Genomic DNA, 23003 nt, shown 5'->3' with positions numbered 1-23003 from the left:
ACAAAATTCCCGACTTAAGGAATTTTGGGTTTGTACACCAATTTCACTGATCTAAATCAAATTAAAGCGAGGTTAAGAGTCCCGTGTGCGTCGCAGCATGGCGCAGCCAAGCGCCATCCTGTGCGAGGGAGATAGCTGCCTCCATGGCCCGCGACGGACGCACCGCCGCATGCGCCATGAAGCTGATGGGGGTGAGCACCTGCGGCGTGACAAGTGGCAAGGCTTCCAGCTCGCGATAACCGCGTACAGCCGACACAAGAGCGCCGGGCATCACGCTGCACACCTGCCCCGCCACAACGCTCAGCGCCATCGTCAGGATGGAGTTGGTCTCAATAATGGCGCGCGGCTTGCAACCCGCGGCCGCAAAGGAAGCGTCGACGATCGTGCGGTTGTGCATTTCCGGCGTCAGCAGGCACAGAGGCAGCTCTGCCGCATCCTTCCACCGGATGGGTTCGCCGATCTGCAATTCAACAGCGTGCACGCGCCCAGCTTTTCGTAACAGGAAGTAGTGTTCGTTGTATTGGGGATACGCGGTGAGCTGTACCTCGCGTTGGTCCATGCGCTCGGTGTAGCCCAGTGCCAAGTCGATGGACAAACTCTCCAGCCGCTTTTCCAGTTCGGTCGAACTCAAGGACAACACGACCGGCATGACCTCAGGGTACTTGGCCTGCAACATGGCCGCGAACCGGGCCGCAACCGGTACCGCGGTAGGAACCGCCCCGACGATCAGGCGCCCGGTAGGCTGGTTCGCTGTGCTGCGCAATGACTGCGCCAACACCTTGTGCTCATGCAGCATGCGCCGCGCGGATTCCAGCACCTGCTCGCCTTCGGGGGTAAAGCCCACAAAAGTGCGCCCACGACGCACGATGACCACCTCGAACTCTTCTTCCAATGCCCGCAGCGCATTGGAGAGCGCCGGCTGGGTAATGTGGCAGGCCTGCGCCGCCCGGGCAAAGTGGCGGTGCTCATCGAGCGCCACCAGGTACCGCAGGGAGGAGAGCAGGTTCATGCCGCGTCCAGTCCGGTCAGCTGTTTTTGCTGATGGTGATGGTGGGGAACTTGCTGGAGAAGTCTTTGGACTGCGCCGCAATCTTCACAGCGACCTGGCGGGCGATGCCCTTGTAAAGACCTGCCACTTCGCTTTCCGGATCTGCAATTACCGTCGGGCGGCCACTATCTGCCTGCTCACGGATGTGCAATGCCAACGGCAAGGCGCCCAGGTAGTCCATGCCATACCCGGCAGCCATTTTCTTGCCACCATCAGCACCGAAGATGTGTTCCACATGGCCGCAGTTGCTGCACACATGCACCGCCATGTTTTCCACAATGCCAAGAATCGGCACGCCAACCTTCTCAAACATCTTGATGCCCTTTTTGGCGTCCAGGAGGGCAATATCTTGCGGAGTGGTCACCACCACGGCACCGGTCAAGGGCACCCGCTGGCTCAGGGTGAGCTGGATATCGCCGGTGCCGGGGGGCATGTCCACGACGAGGTAGTCCAAATCTTTCCAGTTAGTCTGACGCAGCAGTTGCTCCAAGGCTTGGGTCGCCATGGGGCCGCGCCAGATCATGGCCTGGTCGCCATCCACCAGAAAGCCGATGGACATGACCTGCACTCCGTGGTTCTCCATGGGCTCCATGGTTTTGCCATCCGCCGTGTCGGGCCGGCCTTCAATGCCCATCATCATGGGCTGGCTGGGGCCATAAATGTCTGCATCGAGCAAACCGACGCGCGCACCCTCGGCCGCCAGCGCCAATGCCAGGTTGGCCGCAGTCGTGCTCTTGCCCACGCCGCCCTTGCCGGATGCCACAGCCACAATGTTTTTCACACCGGGCAGCAACTGCACGCCACGCTGCACCGCATGGGGCACGATGTTGAGCTTGGGCGTAACGGTCACGGTACCCACGCCAGCTACCGTGCGTGCTGCCTGGCTTACCAGTTCCACCAGCGCTGGCCATTGGCTTTTGGCGGGGTAGCCCAGCTCCAAGTCCAGGTGCACGTCAGTGCCTTGAAGCTTGATGTTTTTGAATGCTTTGGCGCTGGAAAAGGTGGCGCCGGTGTTCGGGTCGATCAGGCTCTGCAAGGCCTGGGTGATGTCTTGTTCGGTAAACGCCATAAAAACTCCTGAATCCGGCGAGTCTATCCAAGGGACCAAACCCGCGACAGCCCGAGGTGCAATCTGTAGTCCGAATATCGAGGGTTAACCCCGCACACTTTTCTATTTACAAGCGCACCGGGCTTTTCATAATGGACACTATGAGTGCTGCCACGCCCGCTGTCCCCATGACCGGCCTGCTGCTGACCGGAGGGGGTGCACGTGCCGCCTATCAGGTGGGGGTCCTCGAGGCGATTGCCGATTTGCGCCTGGCCTGCGGTGCCGGCTGGCAACCCAACCCCTTTCCCATCATTGCCGGCACATCTGCGGGCGCCATCAACGCCTCCGCGCTGGCTTGCGGGGCAGACGATTTCGACGGGACCGTCCGCAAGATTGCCCATACATGGCAGAACTTCCACGCCCATGATGTGTACCGTGCGGACCATCTGAGCATGTTGCGCTCCGGAGCCACCTGGATCACCCTGCTCTCGCTGGGCTGGGTGTTGGCGAAGTGGCGGCGCATCAAGCCCCGGTCCTTGCTGGACAACGCGCCGCTGGGCCAACTGCTCCAACAGCTCGTCCCGCTGGAGCGTTTGCCACTGCTGTTGAGACAAGGCCACCTGCAGGCACTTGCGGTGACTGCATCCAGTTACAGCACCGGGGACCACGTCACCTTTTATGAGGGCGACAAAAGACTGATGCCTTGGGTGCGGACCCAGCGATACGCCGTGCGCGACCGTATCACCCACGCACACCTGCTGGCGTCGAGTGCGATCCCGTTTGTGTTTCCGGCCACGCAATTGCACATCAACGGCCGGGAGGAGTATTTCGGAGACGGCTCCATGCGCCAGAGTGCCCCAGTGGCACCCGCTATTCATTTAGGAGCAGAACGCATACTGGTGATAGGCGCCGGGCGCATGCATGAGCCCAAAGAAGAAGCCCACCTGCACACCACCAGCAGCTACCCCAGCATTGCCCAAATTGCAGGGCATGCGTTGTCCAACATCTTTTTGGACGCTCTGGCAGTGGACGTAGAGCGGGTGCAGCGGATTAACCAGACCATCAAACTGGTGCCGGAGGAAGCACGCAAAGGCAGCACATTGCGCCCGGTGGAACTGCTGGTGATAGCACCCAGCCAGCGCTTGGATGCAGTCGCATCCCGCCATGTGAAGGATTTGCCTCATGCGGTGCGCACCATGCTGGGCGGCGTAGGCGTGTCGTCCGCCAAAGCCGACGTCAAAGGCGCAGCACTCGCCAGCTACCTGCTGTTTGAGAGCGGCTACACCACGGAGCTGATGGCGCTGGGCTATGCGGACGCCCAGAAGCAGCGCGCCGAGGTCTGCAAGTTTTTCGGCTGGAACGACCCTGCCAACGGTGACCCTGTACCTGGCGACACGGGGTTCGTGGAACGCCGCATAGACCCGCTTCGCTTGCGCTGAGCCTTAGTTCCCAAGCTGCGTCCGGACGCAAAAGGCATAGAAAATAGTCGTTTTGACGCCGAAACACCCCGTGAACCCATCAGCCACCTACCCCGAACTGATAGCCACCTACCGCAGGGCCGCAGCTGATGCTGCTCACAAGCAGGGCTTGATTCAGGCCGTAGCAAAAAAGGGCCCTGCGGCTATCAAAGCAGCCATTGAGACTGCCGCCAAGGCAGAAAAGCGCAAAGCCACATTCGCCAAGAAGCTGGCGGATCTGGGGGTAGAAATCCCGGACTGAGGTCCACAGACACTCACTGCGACCCCGGCTCCGGGTTTATGAGGATTCCAAAACCGCCAACGCCTCTTGTGCCCAGGCGATGCTGCCCTCTTCAAACATGATGCCTTTTTTAAGAATCAGGTGCTGGAGCCGCTTGGCACGTGGCATCGCTTTACCCCGCGCAAAGTCCCGGGCTTCGATGGCGCGGTAATGCGCCAAGCGCTCCGTGTGCTGGGCAATCCGGGCGCGGAGTTCATCACTCAAGTCCACTTCATTCAAAGCGGCATCCGCGCGGATCTTGACGGTGAACTCATCCCGCAAATCCATGGGCGCAGCAGGTTCGCTTGTCCAGCGCACCAGTTCTGCCCGGCCGTCCGGCAGCACCTTGTACTCCCGCTTGCGGGTGGCACCGGCGTCGGGCGCGCTATCAGAGACGATCCAGCCCTTCTCTTCCATGCGGGCCAGTTCGCGGTAAATCTGCTGGTGCGTGGCGTGCCAGAAGTAACCAATGGACTTGTCAAACCGCCGCGCCAGCTCGTACCCTGAGGACGGTTTTTCAATCAACGAAGTGAGCACGGCATGGGCAAGCGACATGCGGGCGAGTCTAAGGGCAGCACTCTAACTATGCAACCAGTTGCATAAATCTGGCTAGACTTCTACACTGCAACTGGTTGCATAGCCACACGTGCCTTGGTAACGGCCGGCCACCCGAACACATAACAGGAGACACCCATGACTGCTACGCTCACCTACCCCCACATGCTCGCCCCTCTGGACCTGGGCTTTACCACCCTCAAAAACCGGGTGCTCATGGGCTCGATGCACGTGGGCCTGGAAGAAGCCAAGGACGGCTTCAACCGCATGGCCGCCTTTTACGCCGAGCGCGCCAAGGGCGGTGTAGGCCTGATCGTGACAGGCGGTATTGCGCCGAACGACCGCGCCCGCCCCATGCCCGGCGGTGCCGCCATGACCACGCAAAAGGAAGCCGACAAGCACAAGGTGGTGACCGACGCCGTGCACGCCGCGGGCGGCAAGATTTGCATGCAGATCCTGCACTTTGGCCGCTACGCCCACCACCCTGAGCTGGTGGCACCCAGCGCCCTCAAAGCGCCGATCAGCCCCTTCCGCCCGCATGCGCTGACTACAGAAGAAGTGAGCCAGACCATCGAGGACTACGCCAACGCAGCGGCCCTGGCCCAAAGCGCGGGCTACGACGGCGTGGAGATCATGGGCTCTGAGGGCTACCTGATCAACGAGTTCATTGCCAAACAAACCAACCAGCGCGACGACGAATGGGGCGGCAGCTATGAGAACCGCATCCGCTTCCCGCTGGAGATCGTCCGCAAGACGCGTGAACGGGTAGGCACTAACTTCATCATCATCTTCCGCCTCTCCATGCTCGACTTGGTGGAAGGCGGCTCCAACAAAGAAGAAGTGGTGCAACTCGCGCAAGCGCTGGAAGCCGCTGGCGTGACCATTCTGAACACCGGCATCGGCTGGCACGAGGCACGCATCCCCACCATCGCCACCAAAGTGCCACGCGCCGCGTTTGCCTGGGTCACCGAGCAGCTTAAGGGCAAGGTGAAGATTCCGCTGATTGCCACCAACCGCATCAACACGCCCGAAGTGGCTGAGCAAGTGTTGTCCAGCGGCCAGGCCGATATGGTGAGCATGGCCCGCCCCTTCCTGGCGGACCCACTGTTTGTGCAAAAGGCCGCCGAGGGCAAGGCTGACCAGATCAACACCTGCATCGGCTGCAACCAGGCCTGCCTGGACCACACCTTTGGCGGCAAAATCACCAGCTGCCTGGTGAACCCGCGCGCCTGCCACGAGACCCTAATGGTGGACAGCCCCGCCCCCAGCAAAGAGCGCATTGCCGTGGTGGGCGCAGGTCCGGCCGGCTTGGCCTTTTCGACCGAAGCGGCCAAGCGCGGCTTTGAGGTGACGCTGTTTGATGCAGCCAGCGAAATCGGTGGCCAGTTCAACGTGGCCAAGCAAGTGCCCGGCAAAGAAGAGTTCTACGAAACCCTGCGTTACTTCGGCAAGCAGATTGAGCTGACCGGCGTGAAGCTGCAGCTGAATCAAAAAGTCAGCGCACAAGACCTGACAGCCGCCGGCTTCAAGCACGTGGTGCTGGCCACCGGCGTAACACCACGCATGCCTGAGATTGAAGGCATTACTCACCCCAAAGTGCTGGGCTACCTGGACGTGCTGCGCGACAAAAAGCCCGTCGGCAAAACTGTGGCACTGATTGGCGCAGGCGGCATCGGCTTCGATACCGCCGAGTTCCTGCTGCACGAAGGCACCAGCCCCAGCCTGGACCAAGCCAAATTCTTCGCTGAGTGGGGCGTGGACACTGCATATGCCAGCGCTGGTGGCTTGAAGCCCGCGCACATCGAGAAGACACCGCGCAAGGTCTACCTGCTGCAGCGCAAGACCAGCAAAGTGGGCGACGGCCTGGGCAAGACTACAGGTTGGATCCACCGCACCTCGCTCAAGAACCGCGAGGTGGAAATGATCAACGGCGTGACCTACCGCAAGGTGGACGACGCCGGCCTGCACATCACCGTGGGCGACAAGGACATGGTGCTGCCGGTAGACAACGTAGTGGTCTGTGCGGGGCAAGACCCACAGCGCGCGCTGCAGGCTGACCTGCAAGCCGCAGGCGTGAACGTGCACCTGATTGGCGGCGCCGATGTAGCTGCCGAGCTGGACGCCAAGCGCGCCATCAAGCAAGGCACCGAACTGGCCTTGGCCTTCGGTGCGGTGCCCGCCAAAGCGGCAGAAGCAGGCGCTGCACCCTCGCTAGCGCAGACCCTGCCGGCACCGGTGGCTGCCAGCCTCAAGCTGTGGCACCAAATGATTGCCGAGAACAACCTCGCCGAGCTGCCCACCATCCTGCACCGCAAGGCCGTATTCCGCTCGCCCATGGCGCACACGCCCTACCCCAGCGCGCAGGCGGTGCAAGTGATCTTGACCAACGTGGTGCAGGTGTTTGAAGACTTCAAATATCACCGCGAACTGGCCAGCGCCGACGGCCTGAGCCTGGTGCTGGAGTTCAGCGCCAAAGTCAATGGCAAAGAACTCAAGGGCATCGACATGGTGCAGTTCGACGCAGAGGGCAAGATCACCGACTTTGAGGTGATGGTCCGCCCCATGAGCGGCCTGCAAGCGCTAGGCGACGAGATGGGCAAGCGCCTGGCGCCCTATATGGCCATGATGAATCCAGCCAAGACCTGAAGGTCTGGATTCATCAATACTATAAAAATAATAGCTGCTCGCGCACATTCCATGGGTGCCAGCAGCCTATTTGGCACAAAAAAGGAGACACATATGGAGTTTGAAACCCTGAAGGTCACGCTGGACGCGCACATCGCCACCATCCGCCTGAACCGCCCCGACAAAGCCAACGCCATGAACGCCACCATGTGGCAAGAAATCCGCCAGGCCTTTGAGTGGGTGGACCGCACGCCCGAGGCGCGTGTGGCGGTGTTGCAAGGCGAGGGCAAGTTGTTTTGCGCGGGTATCGACCTGCAGATGATGATGGGCATAGGCCCGCAGATTGCCAACGAGTGCGACGGCCGCATGCGCGAGAGCCTGCGCCGCATGATTCTGGACATGCAGGACACGCTGACCAGCCTGGAACGCTGCCGCAAGCCGGTGCTAGCGGCCATCCATGGCGGCTGCATCGGGGGTGGCATCGACCTGGTGACCTGCGCCGACATGCGCTACGCCAGCGCCGATGCGTTCTTCACCATCAAAGAGATCGACATCGGCATGACTGCCGATGTGGGCACCCTGCAGCGCCTGCCCAAGCTGGTGGGCGATGGCATCACCCGCGAGCTGGCTTACACCGGCCGCAAGATGGACGCCACCGAGGCCAAGGGCATCGGCCTGGTGAACCGCGTGTTTGAAAGCCGCGAGGCGCTCTACGCCGGGGTGCAGGAGATTGCAGCCACGATTGCGGCCAAGTCCCCACTGTCCATCCGCGGCACCAAAGAAATGATCACCTACGCCCGCGACCATAGCGTAGCCGACAGCTTGAACTACATCGCCACTTGGAACGCCGCCATGCTGATGAGCAAGGACCTGACCGAGGCGATGACGGCGAACATGCAGAAGCGGGCGCCGGTGTTCAAGGACTGAGCTTCCTTTCTAGCGCTTAGTCTTTGCTGGACTCACAGCAGGCTGGGGGTACGTACCTCCGCTCGTGTCCCCCGCCCGCTCCAGCGGGCTCCTCCTTGACCTCGCTGCGGCACGCACCCCCAACCTGCTGCGAAGTAAGGCGAGGCGAGGTGAACTATGTATATTTGCAAGTCACAGCACTTAAGGAGTGGGGCGGCTGCCTGTTTTGCGCAGGTCAAGGAGGAGCGCGCAGCGCGGGGGACACGGAGCAAAACAGGCAGCCGCCCCGCTCCGGCACCTACAGAGCAAAACGCCCAGCCCGCCTGATCCCACCCAAATGCTGACCATAAGCGGGGCCGACTAAAATCATAGGTTCCTCTGTGAAAGTCGACTCCCCATGCCTCGCCAACTCTTCGTTACCACCGCCCTTCCCTACGCCAACGGCAACTTCCATATCGGTCACATCATGGAATACATCCAGGCCGACATCTGGGTGCGGTTCCAGCGCATGCAGGGCAACGCGGTGAACTTCGTAGGTGCGGACGACACCCACGGCGCGCCCATCATGATTGCGGCTGAAAAAGCGGGTGTGACGCCAGAGCAGTTCGTTGCCAACATTGCCGCTGGGCGCAAGCAGTACCTGGATGGCTTTCACATCAGCTTTGACAACTGGCACAGCACCCATTCGCCTGAGAACACCGAGTTGGCCCGCCAGATTTACCGTGACCTGCGCGACCGCGCTGATGGCAGCCTGATTGAAGTGCGCACTATTGAGCAGTTCTTCGACCCCGAGAAGAACATGTTCCTGCCTGACCGCTATATCAAAGGCGAGTGCCCCAAGTGCCACGCCAAGGACCAGTACGGCGACAACTGCGAAGTCTGCGGCTCGGTCTATGCGCCAACGGACCTGATCAATCCTTACTCTGCTTTGTCCGGCGCAAAGCCTGAGCTCAAGAACTCCGAGCACTACTTCTTCAAGCTCTCCGATCCACGCTGCGTGGAGTTTCTGGAGAACTGGACGCAAGATGGCAAGCTTCAACCCGAAGTGGCCAACAAGATCAAAGAGTGGTTCTCCGTACGCACCAACCCGGACGGCACCCAGAGCGAAGGCTTGGGCGACTGGGACATCAGCCGCGACGCACCTTACTTCGGTATCGAGATTCCTGATGCGCCGGGCAAATACTTCTATGTGTGGCTGGATGCGCCTGTGGGCTATCTGGCTTCCCTGAAAAACTGGTTCGACAAAGGCGGCCCCAAAGCCAAGCATGGCGATACCCGCAGCTTTGACGAATACATGGCGGCAAGTGATACCGAGCAGTACCACTTCATAGGCAAAGACATCGTCACTTTCCATACGCTTTTCTGGCCCGCGATGCTGAAATTCAGCGGCCGCAAGACGCCGAACAACGTGTTCGTGCACGGCTTCCTGACCGTGAATAACGGCGAGAAGATGAGCAAGAGCCGCGGCACCGGCCTGGACCCGCTCAAGTACCTGAGCCTGGGCATGAACGCCGAGTGGTTGCGCTACTACCTGGCTGCCAAGCTGTCCGCTCGCAATGAAGACATCGACTTCAATGCAGACGACTTCATGGCGCGGGTGAACAGCGACCTGATTGGCAAGTACGTGAACATTGCGAGCCGTGCGGCCGGGTTTATCACCAAGCGCTTTGACGGCAAGCTCACCAGCGACTTCGGCCCCACCGGCGCAGCCCTGCTGGCCGAAGTGCGTGGCGCCAGCGATGCACTCGCCCAGATGTACGAAGCGCGCGAATACGGCAAAGCCACCCGCGAGATCATGCTGCTGGCCGACAAGGTGAATGCCTATGTGGACCAGAACAAGCCATGGGACTTGGCCAAGGACGTGGCCAACAACCAGGCGCTGCACCAAGTGTGCTCGGTGCTCATAAACACCTTCGCGACACTCACCCGCTATCTCTCGCCCGTGCTGCCCGGCTTGGCGCAAGCCGTGCAAGGCTTTCTCGGCGTGGACATGCAGCAGTGGAATGTGGCCGGCGATGTACAAGCCATCCAGCCCTACCAACACCTGATGCAACGCGTCACCCCCGAGCAGCTGGACGCACTTTTTGAGCCAAAAGAGCCTCTGGCGCCCGCAGAACCTGCGCAAGCAGCTCCTAAAAAGGTAGCAAAGTCCGTTCCTGCGGCTGTGCCGGCTGACCCCAACGCTCCTGGCGGCGAGGCCTTGGCGCCCACCATCAGCATTGACGACTTCGCCAAGATCGACCTGCGCATTGCAAAGATCGTGAACTGCGAAGCCGTCGAAGGCTCCACCAAGCTGCTCCGCCTGACCCTCGATGTGGGTGAAAAGAACGCCGAGGGCCAGCCCACCACGCGCAATGTATTCAGCGGCATCGCCAGCATGTACAAGCCCGAAGAGCTGGTGGGCCAGCTCACGGTGCTGGTGGCCAACCTGGCGCCGCGCAAGATGAAGTTCGGCATGTCCGAAGGCATGGTCATGGCGGCCAGCCATGCAGATGAGGGCGCCAACCCCGGCATCTACATCCTCAACCCCTGGCCCGGCGCACAGCCCGGCATGCGCATCCACTAAAGCACAGTCGCTTTATCCATCAGGCACAGCACACACCGGTCCCACAGCATGATCCCCCTGATCCGTGGTTGGACCGATGTGCAGCGCACGCCGCAAGCCAACACGCGCCTGGGCGTGACCCTCGCCGCCGTGGCAGGGGCTGCCAATGCAGGTGGTTTTCTGGCGGTCAACCAGTACACCTCCCACATGACCGGCGTGGTGTCGGGCATGGCGGACGCTTTGGTGCTGGGCCACACCGGCACCGCACTGGTCGGCGTGGCCATGCTGCTGGCCTTTGTGACCGGTGCCATGTGCACTGCCCTGCTGGTGAACTGGGGCATGCGCCACCACTTGCACAGCGCTTATGGGCTGCCGCTGTTGCTGGAGGCAGCTTTGTTATTGGTATTTGGCTTGTTTGGTGGTGCCATAGCCGTCGCAGCCCACCTGTTTGTGCCGCTCACGGTGGTGCTGCTCTGCTTCATCATGGGTCTGCAGAACGCGGTGATCACCAAGATCTCGCGCGCAGAGATTCGCACCACCCACATTACCGGTTTGGTCACCGATATGGGCATTGAGCTGGGCAAGCTGCTCTACATCAACCCCGCTCCTTCTGAACACCCCGTGCGAGCCAACCGCGACAAGCTGCGCCTGCAGGGTAAGCTGATTGGCGCCTTTGCACTGGGGGCGCTGGCCGGGGCACTGGGCTTCAAGCATGTGGGCTACATCGCCACCTTGCCCTTGGCCTTGGCACTGCTGGCGCTCGTGATCAAACCCTTGTGGAAGGACCTGCACCCTTCCGCTTACCCTGCCGCCTGACCCCGCCATGGCTGCAAACCGCTTTTTCCACCCACGCTTGATGGATGCTCTCCAAGGCTACAACCGGCAGCGCCTGGCAGGGGACATAGGCGCCGGCCTTACCGTGGGTGTAGTAGCGCTGCCCTTGGCCATGGCCTTTGCCATCGCCAGCGGACTCAAGCCCGAGGCAGGTTTGTTCACTGCCATCATTGCCGGCTTTTTGATCTCTGCGCTGGGCGGCAGCCGGGTGCAAATCGGTGGGCCGGCGGGGGCATTCATCGTCATCGTGTACGGCATCGTCGAGCGCTATGGCTATGCCAATCTCGTCATTGCAACCGCCATGTCCGGCGTGATGCTGTTCGCCTTCGGCTTTTTCCGGTTGGGCACGCTGGTGCGCTTTATCCCGATTGCGGTGGTCATCGGCTTCACCAATGGCATTGCAGTGCTGATTGCGCTCTCGCAGGTCAAAGACTTTCTGGGTCTGAACACCGGACCCATGCCGGGTAGCTTCTTCGGCATCCTGCACACGCTGGGTGCTTCGCTCTCCACTATCAACCTGCAGGCGACTGCGCTGGCTTTGGCAAGTCTGGCGGTCATCGTGGCATGGCAGTTCGGTCTCACCCGCTTGGCTAAAGCCAATGCGTGGGCAGCCAAGTTGGCGCTGGTGCCTGGCGCAGTAGTCGCACTGATCGGAGCCACACTGGCAGTGGGTCTGGCGGGCTTACCCGTGGAAACCATCGGCAGCCGCTTCGGCGGCGTACCCTCAGCATTACCCGGCTTTGCCCTGCCCGACTTCAGCTGGGAGACCGTGCGCTTTCTGTTCATCCCTGCCACCACACTGGCCATGCTGGGCGCCATTGAATCCCTGCTCTGTGCCCGGGTGGCCGACGGCATGATCGGCGACCGGCACGACCCCAACCAGGAGCTGATGGCCCAGGGCATTGCCAACCTGGTCACTCCCTTCTTCGGGGGCATGCCGGCCACTGGCACCATTGCTCGCACGGTCACCAACATCAAGAGTGGTGCCAGCAGCCCGGTGGCTGGCATGGTTCACGCCCTCACCCTGCTGCTGGTGGTGCTCGTGGCAGCGCCCTTGGCCAAAAACATACCGCTCGCTGCCATGGCCGCCATCCTCATGTTTGTAGCCTGGAACATGGGCGAATGGCGTGAGTTTGTGCACCTGCGGCAATACCGCCTGCCTTACCGCGCGACCCTGCTGGCCGTGTTTTTCCTGACGGTGGTGTTTGACCTGACAGTCGCCGTAGAAGTAGGCCTGGTGGCGGCCTGCCTCACCTTCATCTACCGCATTTCCAGCCTCTCGCGTTGCGAGCAACTCAGCGCGCAGGACTACCCGCCGCTGGTGGGCCTTGAACGCGATGTCGCAGCCCATCGATTGCATGGCGCCATCTTCTTCGGCGCGGTCAAGCTGATTGAAAACCTTGAAGACCACCTGCCCACCCGGGTTCTGGTGCTGGACTTCAAAAACGTGCTCTACATAGACTCATCCGGCGCGGACACTGTGCTGGACTTGGTGCACACCTGCCACAAGCGGGGTGTGCGCCTGATTGCATGCGGGCTGGCCTTCCAGCCACAAGACATCCTGCTGCGCTGCGGCGTTACCGAGGCCCTGGGCCCGGCCAACCTCAGCCCTACTTTGGCGCAAGCGCTGGAGCTCGCGGTGCATGATGCGCAAGCGGCCTGATACCCGCCACACCCTGATTTTTCCCGACCCTATTGCATGACATCCACAACAAAAACAAGCGCACCCCTGCACTTTGATGTGCTCATCGTTGGAAGCGGCCTCGCCGGCCTGAGTGCGGCGCTGTTGCTCTCGCAGCAATACCGCGTGGCCATCCTCACCAAACGTGCAGTGCGCGAAGGCAGCAGCGGCTGGGCCCAAGGCGGCATTGCCGCCGTGTGGGACAAGGACGACAGTTTTGCCGCCCATGTAGACGACACGCTGATTGCCGGTGCCGGCCTGTGTGACCTCAAAGCCACGCAGTTCGTGGTGGAGAACGCGCCCCAGTCCATCGCCTGGCTGCAAAAGCTGGGCGTGCCGTTTTCGGAGGAAGCGGGCCACGCCGGCCAACTGCACCTCACCCGCGAAGGCGGCCACAGCGCACGACGCATCGTCCACGTGACGGATGCCACCGGTGCCGCGGTGCAGCAGACCCTGATTGAGAAAGTAAAAGCCAGCGCCAATGTGACGCTGTTTGAGCACCACACGCTGGTGGACCTGATCACCACTAATAAACTAGGACAAGCTGGCCCCAACCGCTGCGTGGGCCTGTACGCGCTGGACGACGACACCGACGAAGTGCTCACCTTTCAGGCGCCCCACACCATCCTGGCGACAGGCGGCGCGGGCAAGGTCTACCTCTACACCACCAACCCCGACACGGCCACTGGCGACGGCATTGCCGCCGCCTGGCGCGCGGGCTGCCAGGTGCAGAACATGGAATTCATCCAGTTCCACCCCACCTGCTTGTTCCACCCGCACGCCAAGAGCTTTTTGATCACCGAAGCGGTGCGTGGCGAAGGTGGCCGCCTGCTGCTGCCCACCGGCGAACGCTTTATGCCTAAGCATGACCCGCGCGCCGAGCTGGCCCCGCGCGACGTGGTGGCCCGCGCCATCGACTTCGAGATGAAGAAAGGCGGCTTCGACTGCGTCTACCTCGATATTTCGCACCAACCGCTGAGCTTCATCCAGGAGCACTTCCCCAACATCTACGCCCGCTGCCTGGAGCTGGGCATCGACATGGCCAAGCAGCCCATCCCCGTGGTGCCGGCTGCCCACTACACCTGCGGTGGCGTGGTCACCGACCTGGATGCCCGCACCGATGTGCAAGGCCTGTATGCCGTAGGCGAAACCGCCTGCACCGGCTTGCACGGCGCCAACCGTTTGGCATCGAATTCGCTGGTGGAGTGCATGGTGTTTGCGCGGGCAGCTACTGCTTTGATAGCAAGCGAACTCGCCAATGGCAGCTCTGAGGCACCGCGTCAGTTGCCGGCTTGGGACGACAGCCGCGTGACCGATGCGGACGAAAGCGTGGTCATCTCCCACAACTGGGACGAGCTGCGCCGCTTCATGTGGGATTACGTGGGCATTGTGCGCACCAACAAACGGCTGGAGCGCGCTGCCCACCGCATTGCATTGCTGCAAGGCGAGATTGCCGAGTTCTATGCCCACTTCCACGTCACGCGCGACCTGCTGGAGCTACGCAACCTGGTGCAGGTAGCCGACCTGATTGTGAAAAGCGCCCAAGCCCGCCACGAGAGCCGCGGCCTGCACTTCAGCCGCGACTACCCCGGTATGCTGGAAGTGGCTGTGCCGACAACCCTTAAGCCTTGAGCTTCTTTTTGGCCTGGAGCGCCGCGCGCAGGTGCTCGTAAAACACCTGCGAGGGCGCACTCAGGGTGGCGCCATGCAAAGTGGTGAGACCCAGTTGCCGGGACACCGCAGGCTGCCGTAAAGCCACTCCCACCAAGGTAGGGTGGTTTGCGGGTAGCGCCAGTCGCGGCACGGCTGCCATGCCCAGACCCGCCTCCACCATGCCCAACAGCGTGGCAATGTGGCTGACTTCAAAACGGTAAGAGGGGTTACAGCCAGCGCGGGCCAAGGCATCGTCCAGCAGCTGGCGGTTACCGCTGCTGCGCGCAACGGCAATCAACTTTTCATCAGACAAATCTGCCCACGCCACGGAGCGGCGCTTGGCCATGGCATGTCCGCGGGGCATGGCCAGGACAAACTCGTCATCATGGATCGGCAGGAAGTCCACCCCTGGCACCTGGTTGCCCATAAACGCAATGCCGAAGTCGCACTCGCCAGCCAGCACACTGGCCACCACTTGGCCGGCGGCCTCATCCATCAAGCGGATACGGATCTTCGGAAACTTGTCGCTGAAGGAACTGACCACCGAGGGCAAAAAGTGCAGCGCTGCTGAGGGCACGCAGGCCACAGTCACACGCCCGATTCGGCTTCCGGCGATGTCAGAGATGCCGAGCATGGCGGCTTCCAGATCGTCCAGCGCAGCACGGGCGCGCTCCAGAAAAGTGCGTCCCAGCGGCGTCAACTTCACATCGCGGGTGGTGCGGTTGAACAGTTTGGCGCCCAGTATGGACTCCAGCCTCTCGATGCGCCGGCTCAGCGCTGGAGACGACAGGTGAATCTCGTCCGCCGCAGCGCGAAAGCTGCCCCGTTCCGCGACGGCTACAAAAGCCTGAAGTTGCTGCAAGTCGAAATTGATGCGTGCCATGCACCAATACTAGCAAAAGTTGCAATTCACAAAACGACCGGCGAAGCGCAACATCTGCTCCATAACGATCTGGAGACAAGGCTATGCCCATGAAAAATTTGCTCACCGCGACAGTCGCCCTCGGCGCACTGTTGACACCGCTTGCCCAGGCACTTGCCCAAGCATGGCCTGAAAAAGCCATCACCATCGTGGTCCCGACGGCTGCAGGCGGCGCCAATGACGCCATCGCCCGCATCATCGGCCAGGGCCTCAGTGCCAAGCTAGGCCAACCGGTGATTGTGGAAAACAGAGCCGGTGCGGGCGGCGCCATCGCATCTGAATATGTCGCCAAGGCTGCGCCGGACGGGTACACCATCATGCTCGGCTACATCGCCACACATGGCATCAACCCGGCCCTGCAAAAGCTGAAGTACGACCCGGTCACCGACTTTGAGGCTATCGGCATGATTGCCGCCTCTCCGACCGTGCTGGTGGTGAACAACAACGTGCCCGCCAAAAATGCCAAAGAGCTGGTCCAGCTGATCAAAGCCAAGCCCAACACCTTCAACTACGCCAGCGCGGGCAATGGCACCGCCCCCCACATTGCAGGCGAGCTGTTCCGCATGTCTGCCGGCCTGGAGATTCAGGGCATTCCCTACAAAGGCTCTGCGCCCGCCGTCGTGGACACCATTGCAGGCAGCACCCAACTGATGTTTCCCAGCATGTTTACCGCCTACCCCCAAGTCAAGGGCGGCAAGCTCCGCGCCCTGGGCATTGCCGGTGAAAAGCGCTCCATCGTGATGCCCGAACTCCCCACGCTGGCTGAGCAAGGCATTGCCAACGTGAACATGTCGCAGTGGTACGCGATGTTTGCACCAGCCAAAACGCCCAAGGCCGTCATCGACAAGCTCAACAAGGAAATGAATGCCATCCTGAACGACAAGGCGACCGAGAAGAAGATCGAGGACCAGGGCGCAGAAGTCGAAACAGGCACTCCTGACCAGCTCAAAGCATTCGTCAAGAAAGAAGCTGCCCATTGGAAAGCTGTAGTGACTGCGGCCAAGATTCAAATCGATTGAGCCGGGGAGCGCGCACCATGAATTTGCAAGACTGGATCGGCCGCAGCGAGACCGTGGACGACATCGCGACTGCGACGCCCTACGCAGCGCTGTCCGCCACCCTGGACTGGCCCGCACCCTTGGCAGGACAACGCCCCCCTAAAGGGACGCCTCTGCCGTACCTCTGGCACTGGCTGTACTTCCTGCCCATGGTCGCCCAATCAGAAATCGGCGCCGACGGGCACGCCAAGCGTGGCAGCTTCTTGCCACCTGTGCCCCTGCCTCGCCGGATGTGGGCGGGCAGCGATTTCACCTTTCACCAACCCTTGCTTCTTGGTGACTCGCTCCGACGCAAATCCACCATCGTGGACGTGAAGGAAAAATCCGGACGTACCGGCAACCTGATCTTTGTGAAGGTGCGCCACGAAATCCGCCGCAATGGGGAAGGCCAACCGGCACTCACCGAGCACCACAACATCGTTTACCGCGATGCTCCCAAGCCGGATGACGTGGTGCCCGCACCCACACTGGCCCCCGCAAGCTCTGAGTGGGAGCGCCGCATCGTGCCGGACGACGTGCTCTTGTTCCGCTACTCCGCGCTGACATTCAACGGCCACCGCATTCACTACGACCGCAAATACGTCACCGAAGTCGAGGGCTACCCCGGCCTCATCGTTCACGGCCCGCTGATTGCCACCTTGCTGATGGACCTGTTACGCAGCAACAAGCCCGATGCGGTGGTCAGCCATTTCGAATTCAAGGCCGTACGACCCACGTTTGACATTCACCCCTTCTCTGTACACGGAGAGCCGTCTGCAGACGGCAAGACGGTGCGCCTCTGGGGCAGAGACCATGAAGGGTTTCTGACCATGGATGCCACTGCCACGCTCGCCTGACACCTGACCTTCTTCATCGCTATGCAACCACTCCAAGGCATTACCGTTGTCACGCTGGAACACGCCATTGCGGCTCCATTTGCCACCCGCCAGCTGGCCGACATGGGAGCCCGTGTCATCAAAATTGAACGCCCCGGCACCGGGGACTTTGCCCGGGGCTACGACGAACGTGTGCGTGGCTTGGCCTCGCACTTTGTCTGGACTAACCGCTCCAAAGAGAGCCTGACCTTGGACGTCAAACACGAGGAAGCGCAAAGAATCCTGATGCGCCTCATCCTCGAAGAAGCTGATGTCGTGGTGCAGAACCTGGCGCCCGGCGCTGCCTCACGGCTGGGCTTGTCGTATGAGGCGCTCTCCAAGGTCAAGCCCGGCATCATCGTCTGCGATATCTCCGGCTACGGCAGCGATGGCCCCTATCGCGACAAAAAAGCCTACGACCTCTTGATCCAGAGCGAAGCCGGTTTCGTCTCCGTCACCGGCACCCCCGACACGCCGTCCAAAGCCGGCCCGTCGATTGCCGACATTGCCGCCGGTATGTATGCCTACACCAACATCCTGGCCGCACTGATGCACCGCCAGCAAACCGGCCAAGGGCAACGCATCGACATTTCCATGCTGGAGGCGCTAGGGGAATGGATGAACTACCCGCTGTACTACGCGTTTGAAGGTGCGACTCCTCCGGCGCGTACAGGTGCCAGCCACGCCACCATTTATCCCTACGGGCCCTTTGCTGCCGGTGATGGCAAGACCGTCATGCTGGGCCTGCAAAACGAACGGGAATGGAAAATCTTCTGCGACAGGGTGCTGCTGCAACCGCAACTCGCCAGCGAAGAGCGGTTCTCCAGCAATGCCAAACGCAGTGCCCAGCGCGCAGAACTGTCTGCCCTGATCCTGCAAGCGTTCTCCAGTCTCACCGCGGCTGATGTGGCGCAGCGATTGGAAGAAGCCGGCATCGCCAACGCCCAGGTCAACACCATGGCAGAGGTTTGGGAGCACCCCCAGCTCAAAGCCCGCCAGCGCTGGACCACCGTAGAAACCGACAAAGGCACTGTGCCGGCCCTCATACCACCCGGCAGTTGGCAACACGGCGCAGCGCGCATGGACCCGGTGCCAGCCCTGGGCCAGCACACCGATGCCATCCTCGCGCAACAGGGCTACAGCACTGCCCAGATAGACGCCCTGCGCACCGAAGGTGCAGTCTGAGTGCCGCATGAACATGGCAGCCCCCTACACCTACCTGTTTGTTCCGGGCAACCGCCCTGAGCGCTTTGCCAAAGCGGCGGCCAGCGACGCAGAGCGCGTCATCCTGGATCTGGAAGATGCGGTTGCGCCTGCGGACAAAGCTGCAGCACGGCAGGCGATCCATACCTGGATGCACGCCGCCTCCACCAACTTGCCACCGCAGCGACTGATGGTGCGCATCAACGACGCCCGCAGCGATTTTTTTGCCGACGACCAGGCCCTGCTGCGCACTTTGCCCGCCTGCGGCGTCATGCTGGCCAAAGCGGAACGCACTGCAGACTTGCAAACCGTTCGTGACGTCATGCAAGCTGACACAGAGTTGCTCGCCTTGGTGGAAACCGCAGCCGGCGTCATAGCCTGCCAATCCATCGCCAGCCACGCATCAGTCACCCGGCTCGCGCTGGGTGCACTGGATCTGATGGTGGACCTGAACATCCCCGCCGACAGCCCTACGCTCACGCTGGCAGCCTCTCAGCTGGTGTTGGCTTCGCGGGCCGCAGGGCTTGCTGCACCGGTGGCGGGGGTGACGCCCTCGGTTCTGGCTGAGCACACCCAAGCCGACATGCAGGAAGCCTTACGCATCGGGTTCGGGGCCAAGATGTGTATCCACCCCACCCAATTGGCAGGTGTACGTCGCGCCCTGGCGCCTCTTCCTGAAGAAGTCCAGTGGGCGCAGGAAGTTGTCACTGCATGGGATGCTGCCCATGCAGGCCTGGCCCCTACCGGAGCGCTCCAGGTACAGGGAAAGATGGTGGACAGACCCGTCTACCTGCGCGCATTGCGCCTCCTGGACCTCCATCACTTTTCACAAGCTGCGGCTTGAGTCGCATCCCAATTCATTACGTCTCAACAGAAGGAATAAAAAAATGTCTTCCACCATCATCGACTCCAAGATCTTCACCGACATGTTCAGCGACGCTGCGATGCGCCAAGTCTGGTCGGACGAAAACCGCACTGCGAAATACCTCGACATCGAGCGCGCCCTGGCCAAAGTGCAAGGCGAGCTGGGCATCATCCCGAAAGAAGCAGCTGACGAAATCGTGAAGAACTGCGAACTCAGCCAGATCGACTGGGTCAAGCTCAAGGCCAAAACCGAGCAGATCGGCTACCCCATCATTGCGGTGGTCAACCAGATCAACGCCAACTGCCGCGACAAGCTGGGCGAATATTGCCACTGGGGCGCTACTACCCAGGACATTACCGACACCGCCGCCGTGCTGCAGATCCGTGAAGCTTTGGCCCTGGTCGAAGCGGACTTGAAAGACATCTCGGCATCTCTGGCCAAGTTGGCCAAAGCCCACCGCGACACCCCCATCATCGGCCGCAGCAACCTGCAGCAAGCCACGCCCATCACCTTCGGCTACAAAATGGCCAGCATCCTCGCGGGCATTGAGCGACACCGCGAGCGTTTGGAGCAACTCAAACCTCGTGTATTGGTGGGCGAGTTCGGTGGCGCATCGGGCACCTTGTCTTCGCTGGAAACCGGCGCCATGGAGACACAGGCCGGATTGATGAAGGAACTGGGCCTGGGCCAACCGCTGATCTCCTGGCACACCGTACGCGACAACTTTGCAGAGGTGGGCGCCTTCCTCGGCATCGTGGGTGGCTCACTGGGCAAGATCGCCATGGACGTGAAACTGCTCATGCAAACCGAAGTGGCCGAGGTGTTCGAGCCTTATGCCCCCGGTCGTGGCTCGTCATCCACCATGCCGCAAAAGCGCAACCCGATTTCCTGCCTCTACATCCACGCCAACATCTCGGTGGTGCGCCAGTTGGCCGCGTCCCTGATGGACGCCATGGTGGCGGACCACGAGCGCTCCACCGGCCCGTGGGAAATTGAATGGGTGGCCATGCCCGAGATCTTCTGCCTGATGTCCGGCGCACTCAAGCAAACCAAGTTCATCCTGGCAGGCCTGGAAGTGGACGCCGCCCAGATGCGCAGCAACATCGACATGACCCATGGCCTCGTCATGTCCGAAGCCGTGATGATGGGCATGGGCCCCTACATCGGCCGTGAGTACGCGCACGACCTGGTCTACGACATATGCCGCGAAGCACTCAAGCAAAAGCGCCATCTGATCGAGCTGTTGGCCGAGCACCCAGAGATCAACAAACACGTCACCCGCGAACAGCTGGAAGGCTTCTGCGATCCGATGAACAACCTCGGTCAAGCTGGCGTGATGGTCGAGCGGGTACTGAACTCTTTGAAGGACTGAGAACTTTCACGTTTCAAAAATAGCGAGCGAGACATAACGTGAAAATCCAAAGTCAAAAAGACTTCTTTGCCGGACTGATGTTCACGGTGGTGGGAGGCAGCTTTGCTGCCGGCGCCAGCCAGTACACGCTGGGCAGCGGAGCAAAAATGGGACCGGGCTACTTCCCGCTCATTCTGGGCATCCTGCTCGCCGTGCTGGGCTGTGCCATTGCCGTTAAAAGCATGATCACCCCCACGCCGGACGGCGACAAGATAGGCAAATTCGCCTGGAAACCCCTGTTCTTCATCATTGCCGCCAACCTCGTGTTCGGTGCATCCATCGGCGGTCTGCCCTTGATTGGCTTGAAGCCCCTGGGCCTGATCGTGGGCATCTATTTGCTCACCTACATCGCCAGCCACGCAGGTGAAGAACACAACTTCAAGGAAGTCGCCGTGCTGGCCACCATCCTGGCGCTCTTGAGCTATGTGGCCTTCATCGTTCTCCTCAAGCTGCAGTTCCCCGTCTGGCCTGCTTACTTCACGGCCTAATCACCGCTTAATCACGGCTTATTGAGACTGCAACATGGAACTCTTTGAACACCTCTCCTTAGGTTTCGGTGTGGCCTTCACCGGCCAGAACCTGATCTACGCCTTCATCGGCTGTCTGCTGGGTACGTTGATCGGGGTCCTGCCCGGCATCGGCCCCTTGGCCACCATTGCGATGCTGCTGCCCGCCACCTATGCCTTGCCTCCTGTGGCGGCATTGATCATGCTGGCCGGTATTTACTACGGCGCCCAGTACGGTGGATCCACCACCGCCATTCTGGTGAACCTGCCCGGCGAGTCGTCGTCGGTGGTGACCGTCATTGACGGTTACCAGATGGCCCGTAACGGACGCGCAGGTCCTGCGTTGGCTGCAGCGGGCTTGGGTTCTTTCTTTGCCGGTTGCGTGGGTACTTTGATCCTGGCGGCCTTTGCAGGCCCCTTGACCGAGCTGGCCTTCAAGTTCGGCCCTGCCGAATACTTCAGCCTGATGATTCTGGGCCTGATCGGTGCGGTGGTGCTGGCTTCGGGCTCCCTGCTCAAGGCCATTGCCATGATTGTGTTGGGGCTCTTGCTGGGCATGGTGGGCACGGATGTGAACTCCGGTGTGGCCCGTTTCAGCTTTGATATCCCTGAGCTCACCGACGGTATCGGCTTCATCGTGATCGCCATGGGCGTCTTCGGCTACGGCGAGATCATCAGCAATCTGGCCAAGAGCGAGAGTGAACGTGAAGTCTTCTCGGCTTCTGTGTCCGGTCTCTTGCCTACCAAACAGGACTTCAAGGACATGTTCCCCGCCGTGTTGCGTGGTACCGCTCTGGGTTCGGTGCTGGGTATCTTGCCCGGTGGTGGTGCGGTGATGGCGGCCTTTGCGGCCTACACCCTGGAGAAGAAGACCAAGCTGCGTCCCGGTGAAGTTCCTTTCGGCAAGGGCAACATCCGCGGGGTGGCCGCGCCTGAGTCGGCGAACAACGCAGGAAGCCAGACTTCTTTCATTCCCTTGCTGACGCTGGGTATCCCACCGAATGCGGTGATGGCTTTGATGGTGGGTGCGATGACCATCCACAACATCCAGCCCGGACCGCAGGTGATGACAAGTAACCCCGAGCTCTTCTGGGGTCTGATTGCCTCCATGTGGATCGGTAACCTGATGCTGGTGATCCTGAACCTGCCTTTGATCGGGATCTGGATCAAGCTCTTGACCGTGCCTTACCGCTGGTTGTTCCCTTCTATCGTGCTGTTCTGTGCGATCGGGGTGTATTCGACCAACAACAACACCTTCGATATCTGGATGGTGGGTCTGTTCGGGGTGATCGGGTATCTCTTCATCAAGCTGGGCACAGAACCCGCACCGCTCTTGCTGGGCTTTATTCTGGGGCCGATGATGGAGGAGTATTTGCGCCGGGCGCTGTTGCTGTCTCGTGGCGACTGGAGTGTGTTTGTGACACGGCCACTCTCAGCCAGCCTGTTGGTGGCGGCGCTGGCTCTTCTGGTGGTGGTGATGCTGCCTTCCATCAAGGCCAAGCGGGAAGAGGCGTTTGTGGAGGATTGATTTCAAGCCAGACCGCTATGAAAT

General features: G+C 61.0%; 18 protein-coding genes and 1 pseudogene. 15 read left to right on the top strand and 4 right to left on the bottom strand.

Features of this window, described 5'->3' with window-relative positions; all coding sequences use genetic code 11:
• Positions 1-61 precede the first annotated feature (61 nt).
• Together ACOAP0_RS14875 and apbC are read right to left on the bottom strand one after the other, a co-directional pair.
• On the bottom strand, positions 62-1009 hold the full coding sequence (locus ACOAP0_RS14875; RefSeq protein WP_498377029.1) for a LysR family transcriptional regulator: 948 nt from the start codon (positions 1007-1009) through the stop codon (positions 62-64).
• Positions 1010-1025: 16 nt separating this feature from the next.
• Entirely contained in the window at positions 1026-2117 is a 1092-nt protein-coding gene (apbC, locus tag ACOAP0_RS14870; RefSeq protein ID WP_313869061.1) for an iron-sulfur cluster carrier protein ApbC, read from the bottom strand.
• Between the two features lie 131 nt (positions 2118-2248).
• Between apbC and ACOAP0_RS14865 the strand changes: the two genes are divergently transcribed.
• Together ACOAP0_RS14865 and ACOAP0_RS14860 are read left to right on the top strand one after the other, a co-directional pair.
• Entirely contained in the window at positions 2249-3535 is a 1287-nt protein-coding gene (locus tag ACOAP0_RS14865; RefSeq protein ID WP_498377028.1) for a patatin-like phospholipase family protein, read from the top strand.
• Between the two features lie 70 nt (positions 3536-3605).
• A complete protein-coding gene (locus ACOAP0_RS14860) occupies positions 3606-3815 on the top strand; it encodes a hypothetical protein (RefSeq protein WP_498377027.1) in 210 nt (69 codons plus the stop codon).
• A 36-nt stretch (positions 3816-3851) separates the two neighbouring features.
• Here ACOAP0_RS14860 and ACOAP0_RS14855 read toward each other — a convergent pair whose 3' ends face one another.
• Positions 3852-4388, bottom strand: coding sequence for a PadR family transcriptional regulator (locus ACOAP0_RS14855; protein ID WP_498377026.1), 537 nt, complete (start codon positions 4386-4388; stop codon positions 3852-3854).
• A gap of 138 nt (positions 4389-4526) precedes the next feature.
• On the opposite strand from ACOAP0_RS14855, the pseudogene ACOAP0_RS14850 reads away from it, so the two are divergent.
• From ACOAP0_RS14850 to nadB, 6 genes and pseudogenes are all read left to right on the top strand, one after another.
• Positions 4527-6545: pseudogene (locus ACOAP0_RS14850) on the top strand (oxidoreductase); the annotation flags it as partial.
• Positions 6546-7127: 582 nt separating this feature from the next.
• Positions 7128-7940: a crotonase/enoyl-CoA hydratase family protein gene (locus ACOAP0_RS14845; protein WP_498377025.1), complete on the top strand. Its 813-nt coding sequence runs from the start codon at positions 7128-7130 to the stop codon at positions 7938-7940.
• Between the two features lie 376 nt (positions 7941-8316).
• The gene (metG, locus tag ACOAP0_RS14840; RefSeq protein WP_498377024.1) at positions 8317-10485 is read left to right on the top strand and encodes a methionine--tRNA ligase; all 2169 of its coding nucleotides are present in this window, start codon (positions 8317-8319) and stop codon (positions 10483-10485) included.
• A 48-nt stretch (positions 10486-10533) separates the two neighbouring features.
• Positions 10534-11280, top strand: a complete 747-nt coding sequence (locus ACOAP0_RS14835; RefSeq protein WP_498377023.1) for a YoaK family protein — start codon at positions 10534-10536, stop codon at positions 11278-11280.
• A gap of 7 nt (positions 11281-11287) precedes the next feature.
• On the top strand, positions 11288-12961 hold the full coding sequence (locus ACOAP0_RS14830; RefSeq protein ID WP_498377022.1) for a SulP family inorganic anion transporter: 1674 nt from the start codon (positions 11288-11290) through the stop codon (positions 12959-12961).
• A gap of 36 nt (positions 12962-12997) precedes the next feature.
• A complete protein-coding gene (nadB, locus tag ACOAP0_RS14825; protein WP_498377021.1) occupies positions 12998-14611 on the top strand; it encodes an L-aspartate oxidase in 1614 nt (537 codons plus the stop codon).
• Here the strand turns inward: nadB and ACOAP0_RS14820 are convergent.
• Positions 14601-15515, bottom strand: a complete 915-nt coding sequence (locus ACOAP0_RS14820) for a LysR family transcriptional regulator (protein ID WP_498377020.1) — start codon at positions 15513-15515, stop codon at positions 14601-14603. The two genes, nadB and ACOAP0_RS14820, sit on opposite strands and share 11 nt — an antisense overlap.
• Before the next feature lie 89 nt (positions 15516-15604).
• Between ACOAP0_RS14820 and ACOAP0_RS14815 the strand changes: the two genes are divergently transcribed.
• Genes ACOAP0_RS14815 through ACOAP0_RS14785 form a run of 7 tightly spaced genes read left to right on the top strand, consistent with a single transcriptional unit; the run spans position 15605 to position 22979 of the window.
• Entirely contained in the window at positions 15605-16573 is a 969-nt protein-coding gene (locus tag ACOAP0_RS14815; protein ID WP_498391450.1) for a Bug family tripartite tricarboxylate transporter substrate binding protein, read from the top strand.
• A 17-nt stretch (positions 16574-16590) separates the two neighbouring features.
• Complete coding sequence (locus ACOAP0_RS14810) at positions 16591-17448, top strand: HTD2 family dehydratase (protein ID WP_498391448.1); 858 nt, start codon at positions 16591-16593, stop codon at positions 17446-17448.
• A 21-nt stretch (positions 17449-17469) separates the two neighbouring features.
• Positions 17470-18651, top strand: a complete 1182-nt coding sequence (locus tag ACOAP0_RS14805) for a CaiB/BaiF CoA transferase family protein (protein ID WP_498377018.1) — start codon at positions 17470-17472, stop codon at positions 18649-18651.
• A gap of 7 nt (positions 18652-18658) precedes the next feature.
• Positions 18659-19513, top strand: a complete 855-nt coding sequence (locus ACOAP0_RS14800; protein WP_498377017.1) for an HpcH/HpaI aldolase/citrate lyase family protein — start codon at positions 18659-18661, stop codon at positions 19511-19513.
• 43 nt (positions 19514-19556) lie between these two features.
• Positions 19557-20906, top strand: a complete 1350-nt coding sequence (locus ACOAP0_RS14795) for a class-II fumarase/aspartase family protein (protein WP_498377016.1) — start codon at positions 19557-19559, stop codon at positions 20904-20906.
• A gap of 38 nt (positions 20907-20944) precedes the next feature.
• Positions 20945-21433 (top strand): tripartite tricarboxylate transporter TctB family protein, encoded by a 489-nt coding sequence (locus ACOAP0_RS14790; protein WP_498377015.1) that lies wholly within the window; start codon positions 20945-20947, stop codon positions 21431-21433.
• Positions 21434-21467: 34 nt separating this feature from the next.
• On the top strand, positions 21468-22979 hold the full coding sequence (locus ACOAP0_RS14785; protein WP_313866265.1) for a tripartite tricarboxylate transporter permease: 1512 nt from the start codon (positions 21468-21470) through the stop codon (positions 22977-22979).
• Positions 22980-23003: the final 24 nt, after the last annotated feature.

It is taken from the genome of Curvibacter sp. Hmag1.1 (genome assembly GCF_059769165.1).
This window is presented reverse-complemented; position numbering and strand designations above follow the sequence as displayed.